Source organism: Flavobacterium tyrosinilyticum (assembly GCF_023656565.1).
Taxonomy (GTDB): domain Bacteria; phylum Bacteroidota; class Bacteroidia; order Flavobacteriales; family Flavobacteriaceae; genus Flavobacterium; species Flavobacterium tyrosinilyticum.
Map to the genome: position 1 here is coordinate 443,755 of NZ_JAMOKG010000002.1, position 23,079 is coordinate 466,833.

General features: G+C 33.5%; 20 protein-coding genes. 12 read left to right on the forward strand and 8 right to left on the reverse strand.

Features of this window, described 5'->3' with window-relative positions:
- Positions 1-160: 160 nt before the first annotated feature.
- The 3 genes from NCC77_RS09645 (at position 161) to yidC (ending at position 4,244) form a co-directional block, all read left to right on the forward strand.
- Entirely contained in the window at positions 161-394 is a 234-nt protein-coding gene (locus NCC77_RS09645) for a DUF3820 family protein (protein ID WP_250835380.1), read from the forward strand.
- Between the two features lie 240 nt (positions 395-634).
- On the forward strand, positions 635-2,251 hold the full coding sequence (gene pyrG / locus NCC77_RS09650) for a CTP synthase (protein ID WP_095929926.1): 1,617 nt from the start codon (positions 635-637) through the stop codon (positions 2,249-2,251).
- 79 nt (positions 2,252-2,330) lie between these two features.
- The gene (yidC, locus tag NCC77_RS09655) at positions 2,331-4,244 is read left to right on the forward strand and encodes a membrane protein insertase YidC (RefSeq protein WP_250835381.1); all 1,914 of its coding nucleotides are present in this window, start codon (positions 2,331-2,333) and stop codon (positions 4,242-4,244) included.
- A gap of 73 nt (positions 4,245-4,317) precedes the next feature.
- Here yidC and NCC77_RS09660 read toward each other — a convergent pair whose 3' ends face one another.
- Entirely contained in the window at positions 4,318-5,295 is a 978-nt protein-coding gene (locus NCC77_RS09660; RefSeq protein WP_250835382.1) for a fasciclin domain-containing protein, read from the reverse strand.
- A gap of 296 nt (positions 5,296-5,591) precedes the next feature.
- Between NCC77_RS09660 and NCC77_RS09665 the strand changes: the two genes are divergently transcribed.
- Complete coding sequence (locus NCC77_RS09665; RefSeq protein ID WP_250835383.1) at positions 5,592-6,302, forward strand: toxin-antitoxin system YwqK family antitoxin; 711 nt, start codon at positions 5,592-5,594, stop codon at positions 6,300-6,302.
- Positions 6,303-6,392: 90 nt separating this feature from the next.
- Positions 6,393-6,950 (forward strand): DUF4956 domain-containing protein, encoded by a 558-nt coding sequence (locus NCC77_RS09670; RefSeq protein WP_250835384.1) that lies wholly within the window; start codon positions 6,393-6,395, stop codon positions 6,948-6,950.
- Here the strand turns inward: NCC77_RS09670 and NCC77_RS09675 are convergent.
- Positions 6,947-8,824, reverse strand: coding sequence for a PEP/pyruvate-binding domain-containing protein (locus tag NCC77_RS09675; protein WP_250835385.1), 1,878 nt, complete (start codon positions 8,822-8,824; stop codon positions 6,947-6,949). The two genes, NCC77_RS09670 and NCC77_RS09675, sit on opposite strands and share 4 nt — an antisense overlap.
- Positions 8,825-8,966: 142 nt before the next feature.
- On the opposite strand from NCC77_RS09675, the gene mnmA reads away from it, so the two are divergent.
- Genes mnmA through NCC77_RS09695 form a run of 4 tightly spaced genes read left to right on the forward strand, consistent with a single transcriptional unit; the run spans position 8,967 to position 13,187 of the window.
- Entirely contained in the window at positions 8,967-10,154 is a 1,188-nt protein-coding gene (mnmA, locus tag NCC77_RS09680; RefSeq protein WP_250835386.1) for a tRNA 2-thiouridine(34) synthase MnmA, read from the forward strand.
- Between the two features lie 44 nt (positions 10,155-10,198).
- Entirely contained in the window at positions 10,199-11,806 is a 1,608-nt protein-coding gene (locus NCC77_RS09685; protein WP_250835387.1) for a S8 family serine peptidase, read from the forward strand.
- A gap of 5 nt (positions 11,807-11,811) precedes the next feature.
- On the forward strand, positions 11,812-12,756 hold the full coding sequence (locus tag NCC77_RS09690; protein WP_250835388.1) for an NAD(P)H-dependent flavin oxidoreductase: 945 nt from the start codon (positions 11,812-11,814) through the stop codon (positions 12,754-12,756).
- Positions 12,757-12,776: 20 nt separating this feature from the next.
- Positions 12,777-13,187, forward strand: coding sequence for a hypothetical protein (locus NCC77_RS09695; protein ID WP_095929935.1), 411 nt, complete (start codon positions 12,777-12,779; stop codon positions 13,185-13,187).
- A gap of 128 nt (positions 13,188-13,315) precedes the next feature.
- On the opposite strand, the gene NCC77_RS09700 is transcribed toward NCC77_RS09695, so the two are convergent.
- Entirely contained in the window at positions 13,316-13,756 is a 441-nt protein-coding gene (locus tag NCC77_RS09700; protein ID WP_250835389.1) for a DUF4268 domain-containing protein, read from the reverse strand.
- A gap of 92 nt (positions 13,757-13,848) precedes the next feature.
- On the opposite strand from NCC77_RS09700, the gene NCC77_RS09705 reads away from it, so the two are divergent.
- Positions 13,849-14,499 (forward strand): NUDIX hydrolase, encoded by a 651-nt coding sequence (locus NCC77_RS09705; RefSeq protein ID WP_250835390.1) that lies wholly within the window; start codon positions 13,849-13,851, stop codon positions 14,497-14,499.
- Between the two features lie 126 nt (positions 14,500-14,625).
- Positions 14,626-15,435 (forward strand): lysophospholipid acyltransferase family protein, encoded by an 810-nt coding sequence (locus tag NCC77_RS09710; protein ID WP_250835391.1) that lies wholly within the window; start codon positions 14,626-14,628, stop codon positions 15,433-15,435.
- Between the two features lie 233 nt (positions 15,436-15,668).
- Here the strand turns inward: NCC77_RS09710 and NCC77_RS09715 are convergent, their stop codons facing one another.
- From NCC77_RS09715 to NCC77_RS09725, 3 genes are all read right to left on the reverse strand, one after another.
- A complete protein-coding gene (locus NCC77_RS09715; RefSeq protein WP_095929939.1) occupies positions 15,669-16,301 on the reverse strand; it encodes a DUF8845 family protein in 633 nt (210 codons plus the stop codon).
- Between the two features lie 8 nt (positions 16,302-16,309).
- Positions 16,310-16,804, reverse strand: a complete 495-nt coding sequence (locus tag NCC77_RS09720; protein ID WP_008462500.1) for an RNA polymerase sigma factor — start codon at positions 16,802-16,804, stop codon at positions 16,310-16,312.
- Positions 16,805-16,956: 152 nt separating this feature from the next.
- On the reverse strand, positions 16,957-18,018 hold the full coding sequence (locus NCC77_RS09725) for a DUF3810 domain-containing protein (protein ID WP_250835392.1): 1,062 nt from the start codon (positions 18,016-18,018) through the stop codon (positions 16,957-16,959).
- A 178-nt stretch (positions 18,019-18,196) separates the two neighbouring features.
- Between NCC77_RS09725 and NCC77_RS09730 the strand changes: the two genes are divergently transcribed.
- On the forward strand, positions 18,197-19,657 hold the full coding sequence (locus NCC77_RS09730; protein WP_095929941.1) for an aminoacyl-histidine dipeptidase: 1,461 nt from the start codon (positions 18,197-18,199) through the stop codon (positions 19,655-19,657).
- A 303-nt stretch (positions 19,658-19,960) separates the two neighbouring features.
- On the opposite strand, the gene NCC77_RS09735 is transcribed toward NCC77_RS09730, so the two are convergent.
- Both NCC77_RS09735 and NCC77_RS09740 read right to left on the reverse strand, forming a co-directional pair.
- Complete coding sequence (locus tag NCC77_RS09735; protein ID WP_095929943.1) at positions 19,961-20,743, reverse strand: carboxypeptidase-like regulatory domain-containing protein; 783 nt, start codon at positions 20,741-20,743, stop codon at positions 19,961-19,963.
- A gap of 251 nt (positions 20,744-20,994) precedes the next feature.
- Positions 20,995-22,914 (reverse strand): DEAD/DEAH box helicase, encoded by a 1,920-nt coding sequence (locus tag NCC77_RS09740; RefSeq protein WP_250835393.1) that lies wholly within the window; start codon positions 22,912-22,914, stop codon positions 20,995-20,997.
- Between the last annotated feature and the right edge of the window lie 165 nt (positions 22,915-23,079).

Genomic DNA, 23,079 nt, shown 5'->3' on the forward strand with positions numbered 1-23,079 from the left:
TTTTAGTTTTTATGTTCGGTTTTGTTTTAACTGTAAACTGCGACTGCGACTGAAAACTATTTTTTAATCTGTGGTAAATAAATAATAGCTTTGCAACTAATTGAAGCAAGAAGAAAGCATTGGTCTTTCATCTTGCTTCTTTTTTCTACAACAAAAAACTATGGATCAAGACAAAAAACAACTCATAAAATTAGCGCACACCAAAATGCCTTTCGGGAAATACGAGGGTAAATACTTAATTGATTTGCCTGAGTATTATGTGGTTTGGTATCATAATAAAGGATTCCCAAAAGGAGAGCTTGGTCAGCAACTGCAGCTTATTTATGAATTGAAGTTGAATGGATTAGAAGAATTAATTCGAAATATTAAGAAGCAATATCCCAAGCCAATGTAACATGCTTTTTGTGATTATGGGATTTTTATATAATTAGATAAAAATTTCATTATAATGACTGAAATTCTTTTAAACAATAGATAAAAATTAATATATAGGAAAGTTTTCTTTTGATTTGAAAAAGTTAAAAAATCAGCATTCTAAAATTCTAAAAATCTAAGAAGTCTATTGTATAAATTGTCTAATTAAATTTGTACTTTTGCCAAGTTTTTTACACAACTACTTACAAACAACAACAGAATGAATCAAACAAAATATATTTTTGTTACAGGAGGTGTGACCTCTTCATTAGGAAAAGGGATTATCGCGGCATCTTTGGCAAAATTGTTACAAGGAAGAGGATATCGCACGACTATTCAAAAATTTGATCCATATATTAACGTAGATCCGGGGACACTAAACCCGTATGAGCACGGAGAATGTTATGTGACAGATGATGGAGCTGAAACAGACTTAGACTTAGGACACTACGAGCGTTTCTTGAACGTTCCTACTTCTCAGGCTAATAATGTTACTACAGGAAGAGTTTATCTTTCGGTTATTGAAAAAGAAAGAAGAGGAGAATTTTTAGGAAAAACAGTTCAGGTTGTTCCTCATATCACAAACGAAATCAAAGACAGAATGCAATTGCTAGGTAAATCTGGCGACTATGATATTGTAATTACTGAAATTGGTGGTACAGTTGGTGATATCGAATCTTTACCTTATATAGAATCTGTTCGTCAATTAGTTTGGGAGTTAGGTGAAAATAACGGAATCGTAATTCATTTAACATTAGTTCCTTATTTGGCTGCAGCTGGTGAGTTAAAAACAAAACCTACTCAGCACTCTGTTAAAACTTTAATGGAGAGCGGTATTAAAGCAGATATTTTGGTTTGTAGAACTGAGCACGAATTGTCTCAGGAATTGCGCCAGAAATTAGCTTTATTCTGTAATGTGAAAAAAGAAGCAGTTATTCAATCAATTGATGCTTCTACTATATATGAAGTTCCAAATTTAATGCTTGAAGAAGGATTAGATGTTGTGGCTTTAAAGAAATTAGATTTACCTAAAAAAGCATCTCCAGATCTTAAAAACTGGAATACTTTCTTAAAAAGATTGAAAAATCCAAAACAAACTGTTAACATTGGTTTAGTTGGGAAATATGTAGAAATGCAGGATTGTTACAAATCTATTTTGGAGGCGTTCATTCATGCAGGAGCTGCAAACGAAACAAAAGTAAATGTAATTTCTATTCACTCAGAGCATATTAATGCGGATAATGTTGAAGAGAAATTAGGTTCTTTAGATGGAGTTTTAGTTGCTCCAGGTTTTGGTGAAAGAGGTATTGAAGGAAAAATTGAAGCAGTTCGTTTTGTACGTGAAAACAACATTCCTTTCTTCGGAATTTGTTTAGGAATGCAGATGTCTGTTATCGAATATTCTAGAAATATTTTAGGTTATGCTGATGCGAATTCTACAGAGATGAACGATAAAACGCCTCATCCAGTTGTGAATTTAATGGAAGAACAGAAAAATGTAACCGATAAAGGAGGAACAATGCGTTTAGGTGCTTGGAAATGTGATATTAAACCAAACACTTTAGCACACAGAATTTACGGAGAAAAAACTATTTCGGAGCGTCACCGCCACCGTTATGAGTACAACAATAAATATGCTGATGAATTGCAAAAAGCAGGTTTAAAGGCTTCTGGAGTTAACCCTGATACAGGTTTAGTGGAAATCGTTGAGCTTGAAAACCACCCATTTTTTATCGGTGTTCAATACCACCCAGAATACAAAAGTACGGTTGCAAATCCGCACCCAATCTTTGTAAACTTTGTGGCTGCTGCAGTAAATGCGCATAAAAAACAGTAATTAATATTTTGAGAAGTTTGTAACTTTTGAGATAAACTCAGTACTAATAGACTTCAACGAATAACTTTTTTAAATTATAATGGAAGAAAAAAAATTAGACCTCAATTCGATCATTGGTTTTGTATTGATCTTCGGAATTTTGATTTGGATTATGTACCAAAATCAGCCTTCTGAAAAAGAAATTGCTGCTGAAAAAGCCAAGAAAGAATTAGTTGCTAAACAAGAAGCACAAGCAAAAGCAGATAAAGCAAAAACGGCATCATTACCAGCTGCAGCTGTAACTCCTGGAGATACAGTTCAATTGGCTCAATTGCAAAAAACTTTAGGAGGATTTGCTTATTCTGCAACACTTCCTTCTGCAAAAGAAGCTTTTACTACAATCGAAAATGAAAAATTAAAATTAAAGATTGCTAATAAAGGTGGTTATATTGTTGAAGCTACTTTAAAAGAATTCGAAAGATTAAAAAAAGGTTCTGGACAGTTAGTTGAGTTAATCAAAAATAACAACTCAAATTTAAATTTGCAGCTTCTTACTACAGACAATAGAACATTAAATTCTAAAGATCTGTATTTCGAACCAACATTAGAGAAAATTGGTGCAGACCAAGTTTTATCTATGCGTTTGAAAGCTGGAGCTAATGAATTTTTAGAGTACAAATATGTTTTAAAACCAAACGATTATTTAGTTGGTTTTGATATCCGTTCTCAAGGATTAAACAGAGTTTTAAATTCTGCAAAACCAATTGATTTGCAATGGGATTTAAAAACATATAGAAATGAGAAAAGTGTAGCTTACGAAAATCGTTATGCACAAATTGATTACAAATACAACGAATCAAAATACAATAACGTTAGTTCGCACGGACAAGGAAAAGAAGAAACTCCTGAAAAAGTAAGTTATATAGCTTTTAAACAGCATTTCTTTACGACTATTTTATCTACAGAAAAGCCTTTTGAAACTTCAAAGTTACAATCTGATGATTTAGTTAAAGACGAAAAAATCGATACTGTTTTTACCAAACAGTTTAGAGCTAATTTGCCTTTAGCGTTTTCAAATGGAGAGATCGATTACAAAATGAATTTGTACATGGGTCCTGCAGATTATAAAACATTAAAAGCTTACGATAAAAACTTCGAAAAAATTATTCCATTAGGATGGGGGATTTTTGGATGGATCAACAAATGGATTTTCATTCCATTATTCGGATTCTTAAGTTCAACAATGGGATTGTCGTTAGGTATTGCAATCATTATTTTTACAATTATCATCAAATTGGCCATGTCGCCAATTACATATAAATCATTCTTGTCTCAGGCTAAAATGAAAGTTTTAAGACCTGATATTGCTGAGTTGGGAGAGAAATTCAAAAAAGACCCAATGAAGAAACAACAGGAAACAATGAAACTGTACAACAAAGCAGGTGTAAACCCAATGGCAGGATGTATTCCGGCATTGATTCAGTTGCCATTTATGTATGCATCGTTCCAGTTTTTCCCTGCGGCATTTGAATTAAGACAAAAAAGTTTTCTTTGGGCAGACGATTTATCATCTTTTGACTCTGTTGTAAAATTACCATTTACTATTCCGATGTACGGAGATCACATTAGTTTGTTTCCAATCTTGGCTGCAATTGCGATTTTCTTCTACATGAAAATGACTTCTGGAGATCAGCAAATGGCAGCTCCTCAGCAGGAAGGTATGCCAGATATGGCAAAAATGATGAAAATCATGATTTATGTTTCACCGTTAATGATGTTAATTTTCTTCAATAACTACGGTTCAGGATTGAGTTTGTATAACTTTATTTCAAACTTAATTACAATTGGAATTATGTTTGTGATCAAGAATTATATTGTGGACAGTGATAAAATTCACGCTCAGATTCAAGAAAACAAACAAAGAGAGCCTAAAAAGCCAAGTAAGTTCCAACAGCGTCTTCAAGAAGTAATGGAACAACAAGAAGCTGCAAAAGCTCAGAATAAGAAAAAGTAATTCTCTATATAATAAAATAAAAAAACCGTCTCGTTAAAAAACGAAACGGTTTTTTTATTTTAATTAGTTTTATTTAAAATTTAGGTAATAAAACCTTGTCAATAACATGGATTATTCCGTTTGAACATTGGACATCCGTTGCGATAATATTACTCACTCTATTATTGGTGTCAGTAATTTTTGCGCCTCCAGTAAGGCCAATGGTAAAACTTTGACTCGCAAAAGTATTAACTACTTGTCCGTTTGTTAAAGAAGTCGATTGCACATTTGCACCAGCAACTACATGATATTTCAAAGTAGTTTCTAAAACATTAGCAGGAATTGCAGAAAGACCAGAAAAACCAGTTTCGGTTAAGAAGCTTGTAAATGCAGTATTTGTAGGTGCAAAAACAGTAAAAGGAGAATTAGCAGTTCCAGATAATATTCCAACAAAACCAGATGCAGAGTTGTAGCTCAATGCTGTTACAAGTGTTGTAAAATTTTTGTTAGCCACAGCATGGTTAACAATAGTTGGTAATCCTATTACGCCATCAACCAAATGAATAACGCCATTTGAAGCTTCAATATCTGCAGTTGTTACTGTTGCACCGCCGTTGGTTTTTCCGCCATTAATATCAACTCCTGTGTTTTTTTCAAGATACATACTTATGGTGTTTGAAGCTGAAGCATTTCCTTTCGCAAGAGTTTTTACATACCCTGTAGAAATCTCGCTAGATTTTACTTTTGTGCTTAAAACATGGTTGAGTAATATTTCTTTTAAAGCAGCAACAGGAACTGCGTTAAGATTAGCGTAACCGTTTGCAGAAAGGAAAGCGCTAAAAGCTTTATTATTAGGTGCAAAGACGGTATAAGAGCCAGAAGAGTTCAGTGTAGCAGCTAGATCTGCTTTTTCTAAAGCAGCAACTAAACTGCTAAGATCAGGATTTGCTTTCGCAATAGATACAATCGTTTGCGGGGTCTGTTGCGAGTCGTCGTCATCATTATTACATGAAATGCTGACGAAAGCAATTAATGCTAAAAAAGCAATTAATTTAATTTTTAATGTTTTCATAATATAGTTTTTAGTTTGTGAAGCTAAATTATAAGATTTTGTTCAACTTTATTTACATAATGTTAAACAAAAGTTATATTCATTACATGTTTATTTACTTCATTTGTTGTTTTTATAATGTTGATTTTTAGTTAATTATGTTGGTTTAGCTCTGATTTTGTTGCATGTTGCTCTAAATTTTGTTTAACAAAATTTTAAATGCTAATTAAGACTTTAAAAATGGGTAAAAAATTAAAATTGGTTATACTTTTGCAATAATAAAACACGCTTTTTAATGTTATAAAGAAAAACAGTTTATGAAAAAAATTTGGATTTTATTTCTAATCACTACAGCAGCTTTTTCTCAAGAAACCAATAAAGTTGACGCGGCTGGAAAAAAAGACGGACTTTGGAAAGGCATTTATGCAGAATCTAAACGCCCTCGCTACGAAGGGACTTTTGATCATGGAAAAGAAACTGGTGTTTTTAAATTTTTTGACGATACTAAAAAAGGTGATGTCTTAGCAACAAGAGATTTTAGTGCCAATGATGGGAGTTCGTATACTGTCTTTTTTGATCAAAATAAAAACAAAGTAAGCGAAGGAAAAGAGATCGGAAAAGCTCGCGAAGGGGAATGGAAATATTACCATAAAGCATCTAAAGTTTTAATGGCGGTTGAGAATTATAAAAACGGAAAATTAGAAGGTTTAAAAACTGTTTATTATCCCAATGCGCAAATTGCAGAAGAGATGACTTATAAAAATGGTTTAAAAGAAGGACCCTATAAAAAAATAGGGCAGGACGGAACGCTTCTTGAAGAATCGAACTTTGTAAATAATGAATACAATGGTGCAGCTGTTTTTTATGATTCAGATAAGTCTGTTGCTTCTAAAGGGAAATTTATAAATGGTAAAAAAGCTGGAATTTGGCAGTTTTATCAAAAAGGAAAATTAGTGAAAGAAGTAAATATGAGTGATCCTAAAAACACGAATAAAGCTTCTGAAAAAGGACCAGCGCCAAAAAAATAATAGCCTAAAAAGTTCAGAATTCATTCCTTGAAAAATAAAATAGATAAAGAATAAATTGTTTACTTTTGAGTAACCAATTTATTCTAACCAATGGATTTACAAGAACTTTTAGGACGATTTTTACTGTTGTTTTTTTCGATTTTGGTTTTGTATTTTTTCTCCAACAGAAAAGATAATGCTACTATAAATCCGTTGATGGTTATTGTGGGACTTTGTACTTTTTCCCTTTGTTATCTTTTTACCAAAATAGAAATCGGCGTCGGAATTGGTTTTGGTCTTTTTGCTATTTTTTCGATACTTCGATTTAGAACACAATCTTTCACGGTAAATGCTATCATCTTTCTTTTTGCCACAATTACATTGTCAATTCTGGACATTATGTATCCGTTTGAAAAGATTGAGTTGTTGCTGTTTTTTCAAATTATTATTATCGGATTTTATATTGCCGCTTCGGTTATTGTCAACAAAAAAGCTTCAAAATATCTGAATTCTGTAGATGTGAAAATTCCGCTTGACGATAATTTTTCGTTGAATTCAGAAGTAATTCGAAAATCAATTCAGCAGAAAATTAAAATTGAAGATTTCGACTTTAGAATTGTATTAATCAATACGGCAAGCAATGAAATAGATTTATTAGTATTCTATTAATCGTTAAAAGGACGAACTTGTTTGATGTATAAATCTCTCTTTTCGCCCACAATTTTAAATTCAATATCCACCGGATGAAATTGGTTTTTGCGCCAATAGCGATACATTTTAGTTTCAATTTTTTTGCTGACATCGTATAGATTACTCATTTCTTTTCGAGTCAATAACGGTTCATTATCATTCAAATTGGAATTGGAAGTATAATCAATATCAAAATCAGTTTCGTCTTTTCCGTCGTTAAAATGATAGGCTACAAACTGTTCGCAGATTTCTCCTTTTTCGGGTTTCACAACCGAATTTTCTCCCTTTTGAACATTGACTGTAATTCCAGGAAAGTTTTCTCTAAATATATTTTTGGTAATAATTACGCCATTTGCTAATTCATCTGGAAAAGAGCGATGCACCAAGACGCCCATTGCAATATTTTGCTGATCAATTCCAAAAAGTTCTCGTTCGTTATACGAGGCTTCATTCCAGACACTTGCCCAGACTTGTTTGATGGCTTTTTCGAAAGTTTTGATCGAATCGCCTAAAATTCCGGTTTTAGAATCGTACAATCCAGCGCCATTAAAATCATCTAAATCTTCTGCATTCGTAGACGAACGAAATCTGAAGTTTTTGAATTTGGCGTCTTTAAAAGCAATATTCAATTTCGATATTAATTCAGGATCAATAGGTTCTTTTTTGATAGCGTCTCTAATTTTTTTAAGCTGTTTATTAATCCAAACTGCAGAATCTTTTTGAGGGAAAGCTAAAAGTTCTGTAATTAATGGCGAAATAGATGCTTTTTGAATATGTTTTGTGTAAAAGTAAAACGGAATAGCATGTGCATTTTCTGGAACTTTAAAGGAAATCTCTTTAGAAATGGCAATTAAATACGCCATGTTTTGTGCCTTCGAACCAATATAATTAATTCCCTTTTTTGGAATTTCAGATAAATTGACCAATTCTATAACGCTATTGTCTATAACTAGCTTTTTCTTTTTTCCAGGAGATTTTGTTGGAATTTTTTTAGTGGTTTCTTTAATGAAAAAAGTATCGACTTCAATTTTTAATTCTACTTTTTTAGAAAGTAGCCTTTTTATGTTCTTGTCTTTTTCAATATCCGTATACGCCATTATCGGAATCTTTCTGTTTTTTCCTAAAAGAACCAAATGGCTTAATGGAGTTTGAAGTTCATTGACAATAATTCCTCGCACATTTGGGAGAATATCAGGCGTTCCGTCCAAAATAATAATTTCATCAGGACTAGGTTTTGTAGTTTCTAAATCTTTGATTTTATATTGTTGCAAAATCCCAATATTACTGCCATGAACAACTTCCTGATATTTTAATTCACCAAAAATATAATCAGATTTCACGCACGGGATTTTAAATTCATCGCGCTGGAACCAATTCATCATTTCTGGATTGTTCAGATAAAATTTCAGTTTTTCTCCAATAAAAGTAGAATTTTTGACCATAGCAAAAAAACGTTCAATCAATGGTAAAGGCATATGATCGGATGCGGCAAGTTCGAAAATCCATTTATCGGTTCCTTTAATATGATTTAAATTTCCGAGAAGAAAATCTCTATTCTTTTCAGTGTTGCTGTAGTTTTCGTTATTGAAGACTTCTAAATCGTGGTTGTATCCCAAATAATTAACTACAAAATCATAATGAAGCAAAATAACACTGCTGTTGAAATAATACATTTTTTGTTTTCTGAGATCGTAAATGACTTTTACTGATTCAATATTCGAAAATTTATCAGACAAAGGTTTTCCTCTAAATGCTTTGTAAGCTTCATAATTTGGTAAAGACGCGCTAAATCGCTGCGCACTTAACGAAGTTAATACGAAAAGGAAAAACAAGCTATAAATGTATTTTTTCATATCATAAAAATGGATGATTAAATGTACTTAAAAAAGTAATAAGTTTTATCTACTGCGGGATTGCTTAAAGTAATGAAAACCATGGTGAAATTTTCTATTATTTGGCGTACCTTTGCAACCTTAAAAAATTAAACTTTTCAAAATGAAACGAGTAGTTGTTGGACTTTCAGGTGGAGTAGATTCTAGTGTTGCAGCGTATTTATTGCAACAGCAGGGATACGAAGTTATTGGCCTCTTTATGAAAAACTGGCACGATGACTCTGTTACTATTTCTAATGAATGTCCTTGGCTGGAAGACAGTAATGATGCTTTGCTTGTGGCTGAAAAATTAGGCATACCGTTTCAAACTGTTGATTTAAGCGAGGAATACAAAGAAAAAATCGTTGATTATATGTTCAACGAATACGAAAAAGGAAGAACTCCAAATCCTGACGTGCTTTGTAACCGCGAAATCAAATTTGATGTGTTTATGAAAATCGCTTTAAGTCTTGGAGCAGATTATGTTGCAACAGGACATTATTGCCAGAAAAGTGAAATTGAGGTAGACGGAAAACCAGTTTACCAATTAGTTGCTGGAGTTGACAATAATAAAGATCAATCGTATTTCTTGTGCCAATTGTCTCAAGAACAATTGTCTAAAGCTTTGTTTCCTATTGGAGCTTTAACAAAACCAGAAGTTCGTGAAATTGCTGCTGAAATGGAATTGGTTACAGCAGAAAAGAAAGATTCACAAGGTTTATGTTTTATTGGAAAAGTTCGTCTTCCAGAATTTTTACAGCAAAAATTACAGCCAAAAGATGGTAAAATTGTTCAAGTAGATAAAACTGATCTGATTTATACTTCTGAAAAATCGGCTGAACTTTCTTTGGAAGAAAGATTAAAGTTAGAATCTCAAAAACTAGACTATTTTCCAACAATGGGAAAAGTGGTTGGAAAACACCAAGGGGCTCATTATTTTACAGTTGGACAAAGAAAAGGTCTAAATGTAGGAGGAACAACAGATCCTTTATTTGTAATTGCAACCGATGTAAAAACTAATACTATCTATACAGGTTTGTCAAGCCAGCATCCTGGATTATTTAAAAAAGCACTTTTTGTTGGAAAATCTGAAGTTCATTGGATTAGAGAAGATATGACTTTGAAAGCGGGTGAGAAAATGGAAGTGATGGCTAGAATTCGTTACCGTCAGCCTCTTCAGAAAGCTGTTTTACATCAATTTGAAGACGGAATGTACGTAGAGTTTGAAGAACCACAGTCTGCTATTACAGAAGGACAATTTGTTGCTTGGTATTTGGAAAATGAATTAGTTGGTTCGGGAGTAATTTCTTAGCTTTATACTTTATTTGGGAGAAGATCCCTAAAAAGTATAGATGAATGAGATGTAACTTTACTTTTCTTTTAATACTTCTTTCGTTTACAGTATTTGCACAAGAAGATGCATGGGTTTATTTTAACGGAAAACCTAATGTACAGGCTTTTTATGACAATCCTCAAGCTGTACTTTCGCAAAGAGCTCTGGATCGAAGAACGAACCAGAATATCGTTTTGGATATTACAGATGCTCCTTTAGAGGCCTCGTATGTTAATCAGATTTCAACAAGTACAGGAATTACGGTAAAAGCACAGTCAAAATGGCTGAATGCGCTTCATATTCAGGGAACTCAGGCTAATATTAATGCTTTAAAAGCGTTAGCTTTTGTTCAGAAAGTAGAATTTGCAGATAGAACTTTAAATACTACGGGAAAAAAAGTTTCAGAAACTGCAATCAATCAGACGAAAAAACAAATACAAACCGCTATTGATTATGCTTATGGTAATTCTGCCAATCAAATTCAGACGTTGAATGGGCAGGTTTTGCATCAACAGAATTACACAGGAGAAGGTAAAATTATTGCTGTTTTAGATGCTGGATTTCCAGGTGTCAATACCGCTCAACCATTTGAAAATCTTAGAAATAATAATAAAATTCTAGGAGGATACGATTTTACCACTCGAAATGCTAATTTCTATACTGGAGGAGATCATGGAACGAAAGTGCTTTCTACAATGGGCGGTTACAAAGAAAATGCTTTAATAGGGACGGCTCCAAACGCTTCCTACTATCTTTTTATAACTGAAATTGTTGCTGATGAGAATCCTCTTGAAGAATCACTTTGGGTTGAAGCGGCGGAGAAAGCGGACGCTTTGGGAGTAGATATTATTACAACTTCGCTTGGATATTTTCTTGATCGAGATGAAGTTAGGTACAATCATACATACAGCGATATGAACGGAATTACCACTTTTATTTCGCGTGGTGCCGAAATCGCTTTTAGTAAAGGAATATTAGTTTTGGCTTCTGCTGGAAATGAAGGAACTCAAACTGAAAAGCACATTGGTGCTCCAGCCGATGCAGTGTCTGTTTTGGCAATTGGATCAGTTACAGCTAACAAAGTAAGAGCTAGTTCAAGTTCAATCGGGCCAAGTTACGATGGCAGAATTAAGCCCGATGTTATGGCACAAGGAGCATCGGCGGTAGTTTCTGATGCAAATGGAACTATTGGTACAGCAAGCGGAACTTCATTTTCATGTCCGATTATGGCAGGAATGGCGGCTTCATTGTGGCAAGCTTTTCCATCAAAAACAAACCAAGAAATTAGACAGATGATTTTGGCTTCTGCCGATAAATATGCAAATCCGGATAATAACTATGGATATGGAATTCCGAATTTTGGTACAGCATTAGGTGTTGATGATTTTATAGCTGAAGCCTCTTTTTTGGTCTATCCGAATCCTGCAAAGAGTGAAGTTTGGTTTTCTTTTTTAAACGAAAGCAATACCGCATCGGTAACTATTTATTCTATTTTAGGGCAAAAATTAATCGAAGAAAAAATCAATAATTCAAATCCAGTTCTTTCCTTGCAATCACTTCAAAGCGGACTTTATATTTATAGTTTTGATGCTGATAATCTGCATAAAACAGGAAAAATAATCAAGCAATAGTTTTAATGAATAAAATTACCCAACTCTTTAATATAAAATACCCAATCATTCAAGGTGGAATGATCTGGAATAGCGGTTACAAATTGGCTTCGGCGGTAAGTAATGCAGGAGGTTTAGGACTTATTGGTGCAGGTTCTATGTATCCAGAAGTTCTTAGAGAACACATTCAAAAATGTAAAAAAGCCACAGACAAACCTTTTGGTGTCAATATTCCGATGTTATATCCTAACATCGAAGAAATTATGAATATTGTGGTTGATGAAGGTGTTAAAATTGTTTTTACTTCTGCAGGAAATCCGAAAACTTGGACTTCTTTTTTGAAAGAAAGAGGTATTACAGTTGTTCACGTGGTAAGTAGCAGTGTTTTTGCTTTAAAAGCGCAAGATGCTGGTGTTGATGCTGTAGTGGCTGAAGGTTTTGAAGCGGGCGGACATAACGGACGCGAAGAAACGACTACTTTGACTTTGATTCCGATGGTGAAAGAAAAAATACGAATTCCTTTAATTGCAGCGGGCGGAATTGCAACAGGAAGAGGAATGCTTGCTGCAATGGTTTTAGGCGCAGATGGTGTTCAGGTTGGAAGCCGTTTTGCAGCATCTTTTGAATCTTCGGCACACAATAATTTTAAAGATACTATAGTTAATACTACAGAAGGAGGTACGCAGCTGACTTTGAAAGAATTGGCTCCTGTAAGATTAGTAAAAAATAAGTTCTATCAGGATGTTCAGGATTTGTATCAAAAATGTCCTTCTAAAGAAGAATTGGTTCATCTTTTAGGACGCGCAAGAGCCAAAAAAGGAATGTTTGAAGGAGATTTGGATGAAGGAGAATTGGAGATTGGACAGGTTGCAGGTCTGATTCATGAAATTTTGCCGGTTGAAGAAATTATTCGACAAATGATAGCCGAATTTGAAGTCGCATCCAAAGAAAAGACTACATTTGAGTTTTAATTGACTGCAAGAAATAATCTATGAATTCTATACGCACATATATACTATTACTTTTTTTAGTGTTAGGCCTTCAACAAGCTAAAAGTCAGTCATATCATTTTAAAACTTCAGGATTTAGCGTTCTACAAAAAAATGAAAGAGGAAAATGGGGCGAGTGGTCCAATCTAGATTTAGTAAATCTTTCAGTTGTTTTAGATACCAATAAGCATAGAATTGTAGTTTATTCTCAAGAAATCCAGCTTTACAGTATTTTAGATTACATCGAAAGAGAAGAAAACGACACAGATATTGTATATTCTTTTATGTGCAAAGATAATGATGGAAAAGAATGCAAGCTGTCAATTATTACACGAAAAAAACAAGATTATAGAAAACAGCTTTATATCAATTACGACGATCATATCATCGTTTATAATATTATTACGGTCTAAGTTTCTGAGATGCTAAGTCTTTTGAATTTAATAAAATAATAAACCCGACAGATTTTTAAAAACTGTCGGGTTTGCTATATAAAAAAAGCTCAGTGTCTTAGAATCTTAGCGTCTCAGAATCTCAGAAACTAAAAAGAATCCACATCTTTAATAAACTCATCATATTCTAAATAGAACATTTCTAGAGCGTGCATATTTTCGTTGAAGAAATCAAAAATAGTATCCCAAGTGTTTTTATTACTGAAGCCAACGCCAAGTTTTTCTACCCAAATTCGGCTGATGTTTTTGCCGCTTTCAAGAGTATAATTTTTTTCAAAAACCAAATCTTTGATAAATTCTTCCTCTAGGATATTTTTTAAAGCTTCCAGTTTTTCGAAGTAGGCAATACGTTTTTCATCGCTTCTGTGTTCGATATCAATTAAAACCTGTGCTTTTTTATTATCTACATAAAATTTAAAAGAAAAATCTTTGATCTTTGTATCATAAAGCACCCATTTGCGAGGGTGTTTTTCGGCAAAAGCTACCCAAAATTCTCTTTTTACTCTTTGCGATTCTTCTCTGCTGTACATTTTTTTAGGCTTTAAGATTAGAAAACTTGCGGTACTGCGTTTTCTGGAGTATATTTATGATTTATTTGAAAATACAAAAATAAGCTTTGATTATGAATTTTCAAGACTTTTTGAAATATGTTCCCAATATAATTCCGCTAGAATTACCAGCAGTGACGTCACACTTAAAAATGGCTCCGAAAGAGCGTATAGAGGGATTAAAAAATCTTGATATTGATGCATTAAACGCCAGAATGGCGGGAGTAATGATGCTGTTTTATCCGAAAGAAGAAAAAACACATTTGGTTTTGATTGTTAGAAATGCTTATGATGGAGTTCATTCTGCTCAGATAGCATTTCCGGGAGGAAAATATGAAAAGGAAGATATAAATTTTGAAACTACCGCACTTAGAGAAACACATGAAGAGGTTGGAGTACCGAGGGATAAAATAAATATAATTAAACATTTTTCCCCAATGTATATTCCGCCAAGTAATTTTTTGGTGCACCCTTTTTTAGGAATTGCTACAGAAGAACTTTCTTTTTATCCAGATATAAGAGAAGTGGCTGCAATTATTGAACTGCCTTTGTCTGTTTTTTTAAATGATGATATAATTATTGAAGCCAGATTATCAACTTCTTACGGAGCAAATATCTTAGTTCCTGCCTTTAATATTCAAAATCACGTTGTTTGGGGCGCCACAGCAATGATTTTGAGTGAATTGCGCGATGTTTTGAATGTCGCTATTGCAAAAGAAATTTGATAAAGTTTATTTAATGATTTGATATTCATTTGGATAACTGTTATTTGGAGAAATTGTTTTAAAGTGTTGCTAAAAGAATAATTTTTGTATGTTTGCGACCTAACAAAAAAATAAGATAAATTAGTTATGGGATTGTTTAAACGAAATCCTTTTGGGCATATATTATTCATCAAGAAATGGTTGATCCGAGTTCTCGGTGCCATGACTCATAGAAGATATAGAGGTTTTAATGAATTGCAGATTGAAGGATCTGAAATTATTAAAACACTCCCAGACACTAATGTTTTATTTATATCCAATCATCAGACTTATTTTGCAGATGTTGTAGCGATGTTTCATGTTTTTAACGCGAGTTTATCGGGGCGTCAAGACACTATTAAGAATATAGGCTATTTGTGGCAGCCAAAAATGAATATTTATTATGTAGCGGCCAAAGAAACCATGCAGGCTGGATTACTGCCAAGAATCTTAGCTTATGTTGGTGCAATTACAGTTGAGAGAACTTGGCGTTCTAAAGGCGTTGATGTTACAGAAAAGCGTGATGTAAATCCAAACGATACAGAAAACATCCGAATTGCTCTAGAAGACGGCTGGGTTATTACTTTTCCTCAAGGAACAACAAAATCATTCAAACCAGTTCGTAAAGGAACAGCACATATTATCAAACAGCACAAACCGCTTGTTATTCCAATTGTAATTGACGGTTTCCGCAGATCATTCGATAAAAAAGGACTTCGAATGAAGAAAAAAGGAATACTGCAATCTTTCATTATCAAAGAACCTTTAGATATTGATTATGAAAACGATACAATCGAACAAATTGTAGAAAAAGTAGAATACGCAATTGAACAACATCCATCATTTTTAAAAGTTATTCCTGCAGAAGAAATCAAAGTACAAGAGGAACTGAATAAATTAAGGCGTTGGGATTATTAGAATAGTTTTTTTGTTTAAAGTTTCAGGTTTCAAGTTTGCTTTGTCTGGCTGAGCGAAGTCGAAGCTTAACGTTGTGCCCTTCGACTTCGCTCAGGGTGACAAAATCGATTTTGTATCTGGTTTATGGTTTTTAGGTTTCAATTTAGGAAAAACTTTGTCCCTTTGCAACTTAAAATCTTTGTGTCTTAAAGAAAACTTAGAACCTTAGCATCTCAAAATCTTAGCAACTTAGATTAAAAATCTATCTTCTTCAACTCTTTATAATTAGCGTATAATCTGCGTAAAAGCGTTCCGTAAATAATTCTGTAAAAACACCAGAATAATCCAAAGAAACCTAAAATTACAAGGAATAATATTCCTATAGTAACAAACATGGCTTTTCCGTTCATCGCTAATTTTTCTCTAAGAAACTCCATATCTGGATTGTAGACAAAAGCAATAAAGAAGCTTAAAATTGCTGTAATTACAATCATTCCGAGATTATACCAAACATAATATTGTACTGTTTTTCTGGTCTTTAAAATAGCGCTCATCAATGATTTTGTTGCTATTGTGGTCGAAATTGTTCTGTAATTTTTATAGAAAATGTAAACAAAGATCAATACTACAACATAATTAAAGTAGGTTAGAAACTCTAAAGCTGTTACTATTTCAGGATGATTCATTTTGCGCAATACATCATCTGTATTGATAAACAAGTTGGAAAAAGTCCAAAACGAAATCTCCAAAATGCTGATGATTAAAATCCATTTTACAATTGAAGATGACTTTCTATGAATCATCTTATAGATTTCATTTTCAGAAATTTGTTGAAAAGAATCAGAGTTCTTTTGCCAGTCTTTTTTTAGTAAATCCAGTTCTTTCATAATAATTTTTAAGGATTTAGTATTTTTTTAAGTTTCCCTTTAATTCTGTTCATTTTCACGCGTGCATTCACTTCGCTGATTCCTAAAGTTTCAGCTATTTCTTGATAATCTTTGTCTTCTAAATACATAAAAACTAATGCCTTTTCGATGTCATTTAATTGATAAACTGCCTTATACATCAGCTTTATCTGTTCCTCTTCTTCATAATTATAGTCAACATCTTTTACAAAATGCTGATGATTTTCATAATCTACGGTCGATATAGTTCTTTTGGTTTTTCGGTATAAGGTAATGGCTGTGTTTAAGGCAACACGATAGGTCCAAGTCGAAAATTTACTGTCGCCTCTAAATTTTGGATAAGCTTTCCAAAGCTGAATGGTAATCTCTTGAAACAGGTCTTTATGAGCATCTTCGCCAGCAGTATATAATCTACAAATCTTGTGGATTATATTCTGATTTGCCTGCAGCTGCGCAACAAATGACTGTTCTAGATTTTCACTCATAATGTATTAGTAGTTATGAAATCATTTTTGTTACAGTTGAGTTTAATTTTTTTGCCACAGATTGAACCGATTTTAACGATTTCTGTTTTTAGGCTAGCGATTAAAAGAGATTAGAAAATCTTTTTAATCATTTAATCTGTGGCAAAAAAAAACTATAATTCTCTTGTTTTGTAGTAATTAATCGTCAAATCAATAAACTTACTATAGCTTTTCATTCCATCTTTTTGGTTATTTGTTTTTAAAAAACTATCCCATAGAAAATGAAAACCTTTATCTATAAAGGTGTCATGTTTTTTCCAAAAATCTTGGTCTTCTTGATAGTTTTTTAAAATTCCAGTATTTACTTGTTTCTTTAGTATTTCAAAAATTTTCTCGTTTTTAAACTGCCAGATTCCTAAACAGTAGCGTAATGCAAAACTATATCCTGCATATTGATAATATAAATTGTCATTTTTGACAGAAGCTAAAAGGCCAATAAAATTGCATTCACTTTCACTTGCAAAACCAATCTGATGCGCCATTTCATGAGATGTAGTTAGTGGAAAAGTGTACATTGGCAATAAGTCGTTAATTTGCGCTTCGTTTGTAAATGGATTTAAATAACCGCCAAATCCCATATAAGTTAAAGGAAGGCTGAACAGTGATTTTTTTACGCTTAATGTTTTGTATTCAAAATAAGGATGTTCCTTTGCTAAATTATCATAACCGTTTAAAATCATGTTAAATGACTCTTTCTGTGAATATGGAAAGACAATTTTAGAGCTTTCATTTTTTGTAATTTGAAACTGAACTTCATTCGTCTTTGCAATTAATCTTTTAGTGAAAGCCAAAAGATCAGCATCGGTATATTCTCTTTTGATTTCCATTTTTTCAAAAAGAGGTTTACGGTAATAATTGAAAGCCCAAAGCAGGTGAAAGAAAAAGTAAAAAACAGAGATCTTACCTAAGATTTTAAGGACATGATCCTTCCAATCTGTTTTCCAAGTTTTTCTGACTTTCCAAAACCAAGTAATTATGGAAATCATTAAAAGAGCATAAATAATATCGCCGACAGAAAAAGGAATTTTACCTAAGATTGTTCTTGAAAAGTGAGAAATTCTAACGAATAAATTTTTGCTGTAAAAGCCTTCCACGAAGTCTGGAAAGTATGGTAGGATTTTGTAAAAAATAATTTGAACTAAGAGAAATAAAGGTAAAACGTATTTTGATTTCACAGTATAATTTTTAGATACGTAAATATAAACACAATTATTTACAACTAAAAAGAATAGTATTTGTGAGATTTGATTTTAAAGTGGATAATTAGTGCTAATTCGTGAAGTTTGTGGCGAAAAAAAAATATAAACTTTGTAACTTTGAAGCTCTTAATTGTTAAACATCAAACAAAATATAATGAGTCAAGAAATTAGAAATCTGGAGCCTAAAGCACTTTGGAATAAATTCGCAGATTTAAATGCCGTTCCGCGTCCTTCTAAAAAAGAAGAGCGCGTAATTGAGTTTATGAAGAACTTTGGAAATAGCTTGGGTTTAGAAACTTTCGAAGATGAAATCAGAAATGTAATCATCAGAAAACCGGCTACTCCAGGAATGGAAAATCGTAAGCCAATTGTAATGCAAGGGCATTTAGATATGGTGCATCAAAAAAATGCAGACACTGTCTTTGATTTTGATACGCAAGGAATCGACATGTATGTGGATGGTGACTGGGTTCGCGCGCGCGGTACAACACTTGGAGCTGATAATGGGCTAGGAGTGGCGACTATTATGGCTATTCTAGAAAGTAAAGATATTCCGCATCCTGCAATTGAAGCTTTATTTACAATTGATGAAGAAACAGGAATGACAGGTGCTTTAAACCTAAAAGGTGGTATATTACAAGGTCAGATTTTATTGAATTTGGATACAGAAGAGGATGATGAAATTGATATTGGATGTGCTGGTGGAATTGACGTAACCGCAACTAGAACCTATCATGAAGAAGAGGTTCCGGAAGGTTCTGTTGGCTATACAATTACAGTAAAAGGCTTAAATGGCGGACATTCAGGAATGGATATTCATAAAGGTTTAGGAAACGCTAATAAAATTATGAACCGTTTGTTGTTTGATGCATTTGAAAACTTTGGTTTACAAGTTGTAGAGATCAACGGAGGAAGCCTTAGAAATGCAATTCCGCGAGAAAGTGTTGCAAAAGTGGTTATTTCTCAAATGTTTGATGAAGCTTATGTTTATGATATGCAGGAAATTATTTCTGATATCAAAGCTGAATATAAAACAACCGAGCCTAATTTGACTATTGAAATCGTAAAAGGTGATTTGCCTGAAAAAGTGATGGATTTAGGTGTACAGGAAGGAATTATCAGAGCGATTTATGCGGCTCAGAATGGAGTTTACAAAATGAGCGCTGATATGGCCGATTTGGTTGAAACTTCAAATAATATTGCTCGTGTAGTTATTAAAGATGGAGAAATCTTGGTAGGATGTTTAACACGTTCTTCTGTTGAATCTTCGAAATTTGATTTGGCAAATTCTTTACGTTCTGCTTTTGAACTGGTTGGGTGCGAAGTGGAGCTTTCTGGTTCTTATCCAGGATGGACACCAAATGTGAATTCTGAAATTTTAGAAGTCTTAAAAGAGATCTACGAAAAACAAAATGGAGAACAGCCTAAAGTTGTGGCTTGCCATGCAGGTTTAGAATGCGGAATTTTAGGAACAAATTACCCTGATATGGACATGATTTCTTTCGGTCCAACAATTCATGGAGCACACTCTCCAGACGAAAGAGCAAGTATTTCTTCTGCACAGAAATACTGGAAATTTGTGTTAGAAATCCTTTCTAATATTCCAGTTAAATAATATTAGTATTCAGTCGCAGTCTCGGTAATCAGTTTAGAAGAACTGTAAACTGAGACTGTAAACTGAGACTAAAAATTAATCCCTCTTAGGAGTATTTTTCTTTTCTCTCTTTTCTTCTTTCTTTTCTTTAGCCGTTTTTAACGGTTCTTTTTTTGCTGTTTTTTTAGCGTCTTGACCTTTTGCCATAATATTGATTTTGCTGTTTTGTAAGTAAATGTAAGGTTTTTAAAATCCGAAACGCCAAAAAAAATCCCCAATTTTAAAAATTGAGGATTTAGATGTTCTTTTATTGGTATTAAAAGTTTAATTGCGTTTTAATACTTTATATTGTTCATAACAAGCGCTGATTGCGTCCATAATCTGAAGATCATTTGCGGTCTGGATGAAAGAATCGGAATAGTTACAGCGATGCATAATTTCAGGGATTTCATCTTTGCTTACTCCTAATAATACGGCAACTGTTTCACGATCGTATTTTGATTCTAAGAGCGTTCTTACCGTATCATCTTTTTTCATTTCCTTCAGCTTCTTGAGTTCTTTACCATTTTTTCCGAAGAAATTATAAAGCATATCAGCGGGGTTAAAAATAGAACCGAGAACTTTTCCAAAAGCATTTGGAGCATATTCTCCAGCTTCGTAACCTTGAGTAAGTCCCGAAATACTGTAACGATAGTTTTCTTTTGTTGGAATTAATTTAGAATCAATTTCAAGATATCCTGTCAAAGAGAAAGGAGCAATAACAACTTCTTCCAAAGCAATTGCTTTTTCTGTAAGCTGAATTCTAGTCACTTTATTCTTAATCCAGTCATTTGTAACTCTAATTCTTAGTGATTGAAATCCTAGAATAGAAAAATGAAGTGTATCGTTTACTTGCACGTCAATTTCAAAATACCCTTTTTCGTCAGATTTTGCACCACGCACTTTGTTGGTGTTAATGATATTTACGCCAGCCAGTGGTTGTTTGCTGTCGTCATTAATAACGTAACCTGAAACTCTTTGTGGAACTGTTGGCTGTGCATCTTGCGTATCTTGTGCAAAACCAATGTTGGCGAGAAGTGTAAAAAAGAAAACTGCGAAATATTTCATATCCTGATTTAAAGCACTAAAAGTAGTAAATCGGGATTAAATATCTCGCAGTCTTGGAATTTAATTATAAGAAAATTAACAAAGGCTGCAGTATTGCTTTTTTTGTGTTAAATAAAAAGGGATAGAGAGTTAGATTCTATTGTTTTGGATTGTAAAACTTATTTATAACGTGTAAAATTCTGTATATAAAAAAATCCCAACTTCCAAGTGTGTTTGGAATTTGGGATTTTGTATTTTAAGAAATTAAGTTATTAATCTCTTCTAGATCTTCTTGGTCTTGAGCTGTCGCCGAAGTTTTCAGAACGTCTTGGTGCTCTGTCAGAGCCACCTTCGCTTCTTGGAGCAGAGCTTCTAAAACCGCCTTCTCTTCTTGGAGCAGAATTTCTGTCGCCTCTAAAACCTCCGTCACGAGATCCGCCTTCGCGTGATCCGCCGTCTCTAGAAGAATTTCTATCACTTCTAAATCCGCCTTCACGTCTTGGAGCGAAGTTTCCGTCTCTTCTTCCAGAATCACGTCTTCCGCCACCACGGTTGTTGTGATCACGTCTTCCACCACCATCATTTTTAGAAATCTCAACATTGATACGACGACCTTCTAATTGAACGTTGTTTAAAACATCCATTACTTTATCAGTAAATTGAGGATCAGTATTAAAGAATGAGAATCCTTCTTTTACGTCAACTTTAAAGATATCATCACGACCTAAGTCTAATGTTTCTTTCAAGTAATCTTTTAATGACATCCAGTCGAAGTTGTCTCTAGAGCCAATGTTCACGAAATAACGAACTGCTCCATTATTGCTGAATTCTCTTGGTTCAGAATCACCTCTTTCGCGTCTGTCTGAAGATTGAGTAGAAATATCTCTGTTCTTTTTGTAGTATGCGATGAAACGGTTAAATTCTACTGAAACCATTTTTTTGATCAATTCTTCTTTAGATAAATCTTCAAGAACATTATTGATTGCTGGTAAATAGTTGTCAATTTCGTGATCAACTTCAGTATCTTTAATTTTGTTTGCTAAGTGTAACAACTGAATTTCGCAGATTTCAATTCCAGATGGAATCGTTTTTTCTTCGAATTTCTGTTTGATGATTCTCTCGATAGAAGAAATTTTACGTAACTCGCTTTTTGTAACAATTACAATAGAAGTACCTAATTTTCCAGCTCTACCAGTACGGCCCGAACGGTGGTTGTATGTTTCAATTTCGTCAGGCAATTGATAGTTAACAACGTGAGTTACGTTATCAACGTCAATACCACGTGCAGCAACATCAGTAGCAACAAGCATCTGAATTTGTCTTCCACGGAACGATTTCATTACACCATCACGTTGTGCTTGAGATAAGTCTCCGTGTAACGCAGCGGCGCTATATCCATCTTCAATTAATTTCTCAGCGATAGCTTGCGTGTCTCTTTTTGTACGACAGAAAACTACAGAGAAAATGTCTGGATTAGCATCAGCTAAACGTTTTAAAGCTTCGTAACGGTCACGAGCATTTACTAAATAAAATTCGTGAGAAACTGTTGATGAACCTGAATTTTTAGCTCCAACTGTAATCTCAACTGGTTCGCTCATAAATTGTTTTGCAATTCTAGCAACCTCTTGTGGCATCGTTGCAGAGAACAACCATGTGCTTTTTTCATCTGGAGTATCTGATAAAATAGATACGATGTCTTCATAGAATCCCATGTTCAACATCTCATCCGCTTCATCAAGAATACAGTAATCTATATTTTTAATGTTAACTAAACCTCTGTTAATCATGTCTTGCATTCTTCCTGGAGTAGCCACAATAATTTGTGCGCCTCTTTTAATCTCTCTAGCTTGCTCTGTAATACTAGCCCCGCCGTAAACTGCTACCACATTAATACCTTTTTCGTATTTTGAGTAGTTTTTAAGTTCGTTGGTAATCTGTAAACAAAGTTCTCGTGTTGGCGATAAAACTAATGCTTGTGTGTTTCTATTGTCAGCATCAATTTTTTGAATTAGCGGAAAACCGAAAGCTGCCGTTTTCCCTGTCCCTGTCTGAGCCAACGCAACCATATCTGTGTCTTTTTCCAATAATAGGGGAATCGCCTTTTCCTGTACCTCTGACGGATTTTCAAATCCTAGATCTAAAATCGCCTTCAGTAACGATTCATTCAATCCTAATTGTTCAAATTTATTCATATATGTATTTAAAATAGGGTGCAAAATTACTGTTAATTATTCAGATAAACTAATGCAATTTCAAGAATTATGTATTTGTTATGATTTGATTATCAAAAAGTTACGATTTTGGTAAAATGATTTTTTGCAAAAAATCCAGAATTTGCCCTAAAAACACGTCTGAAA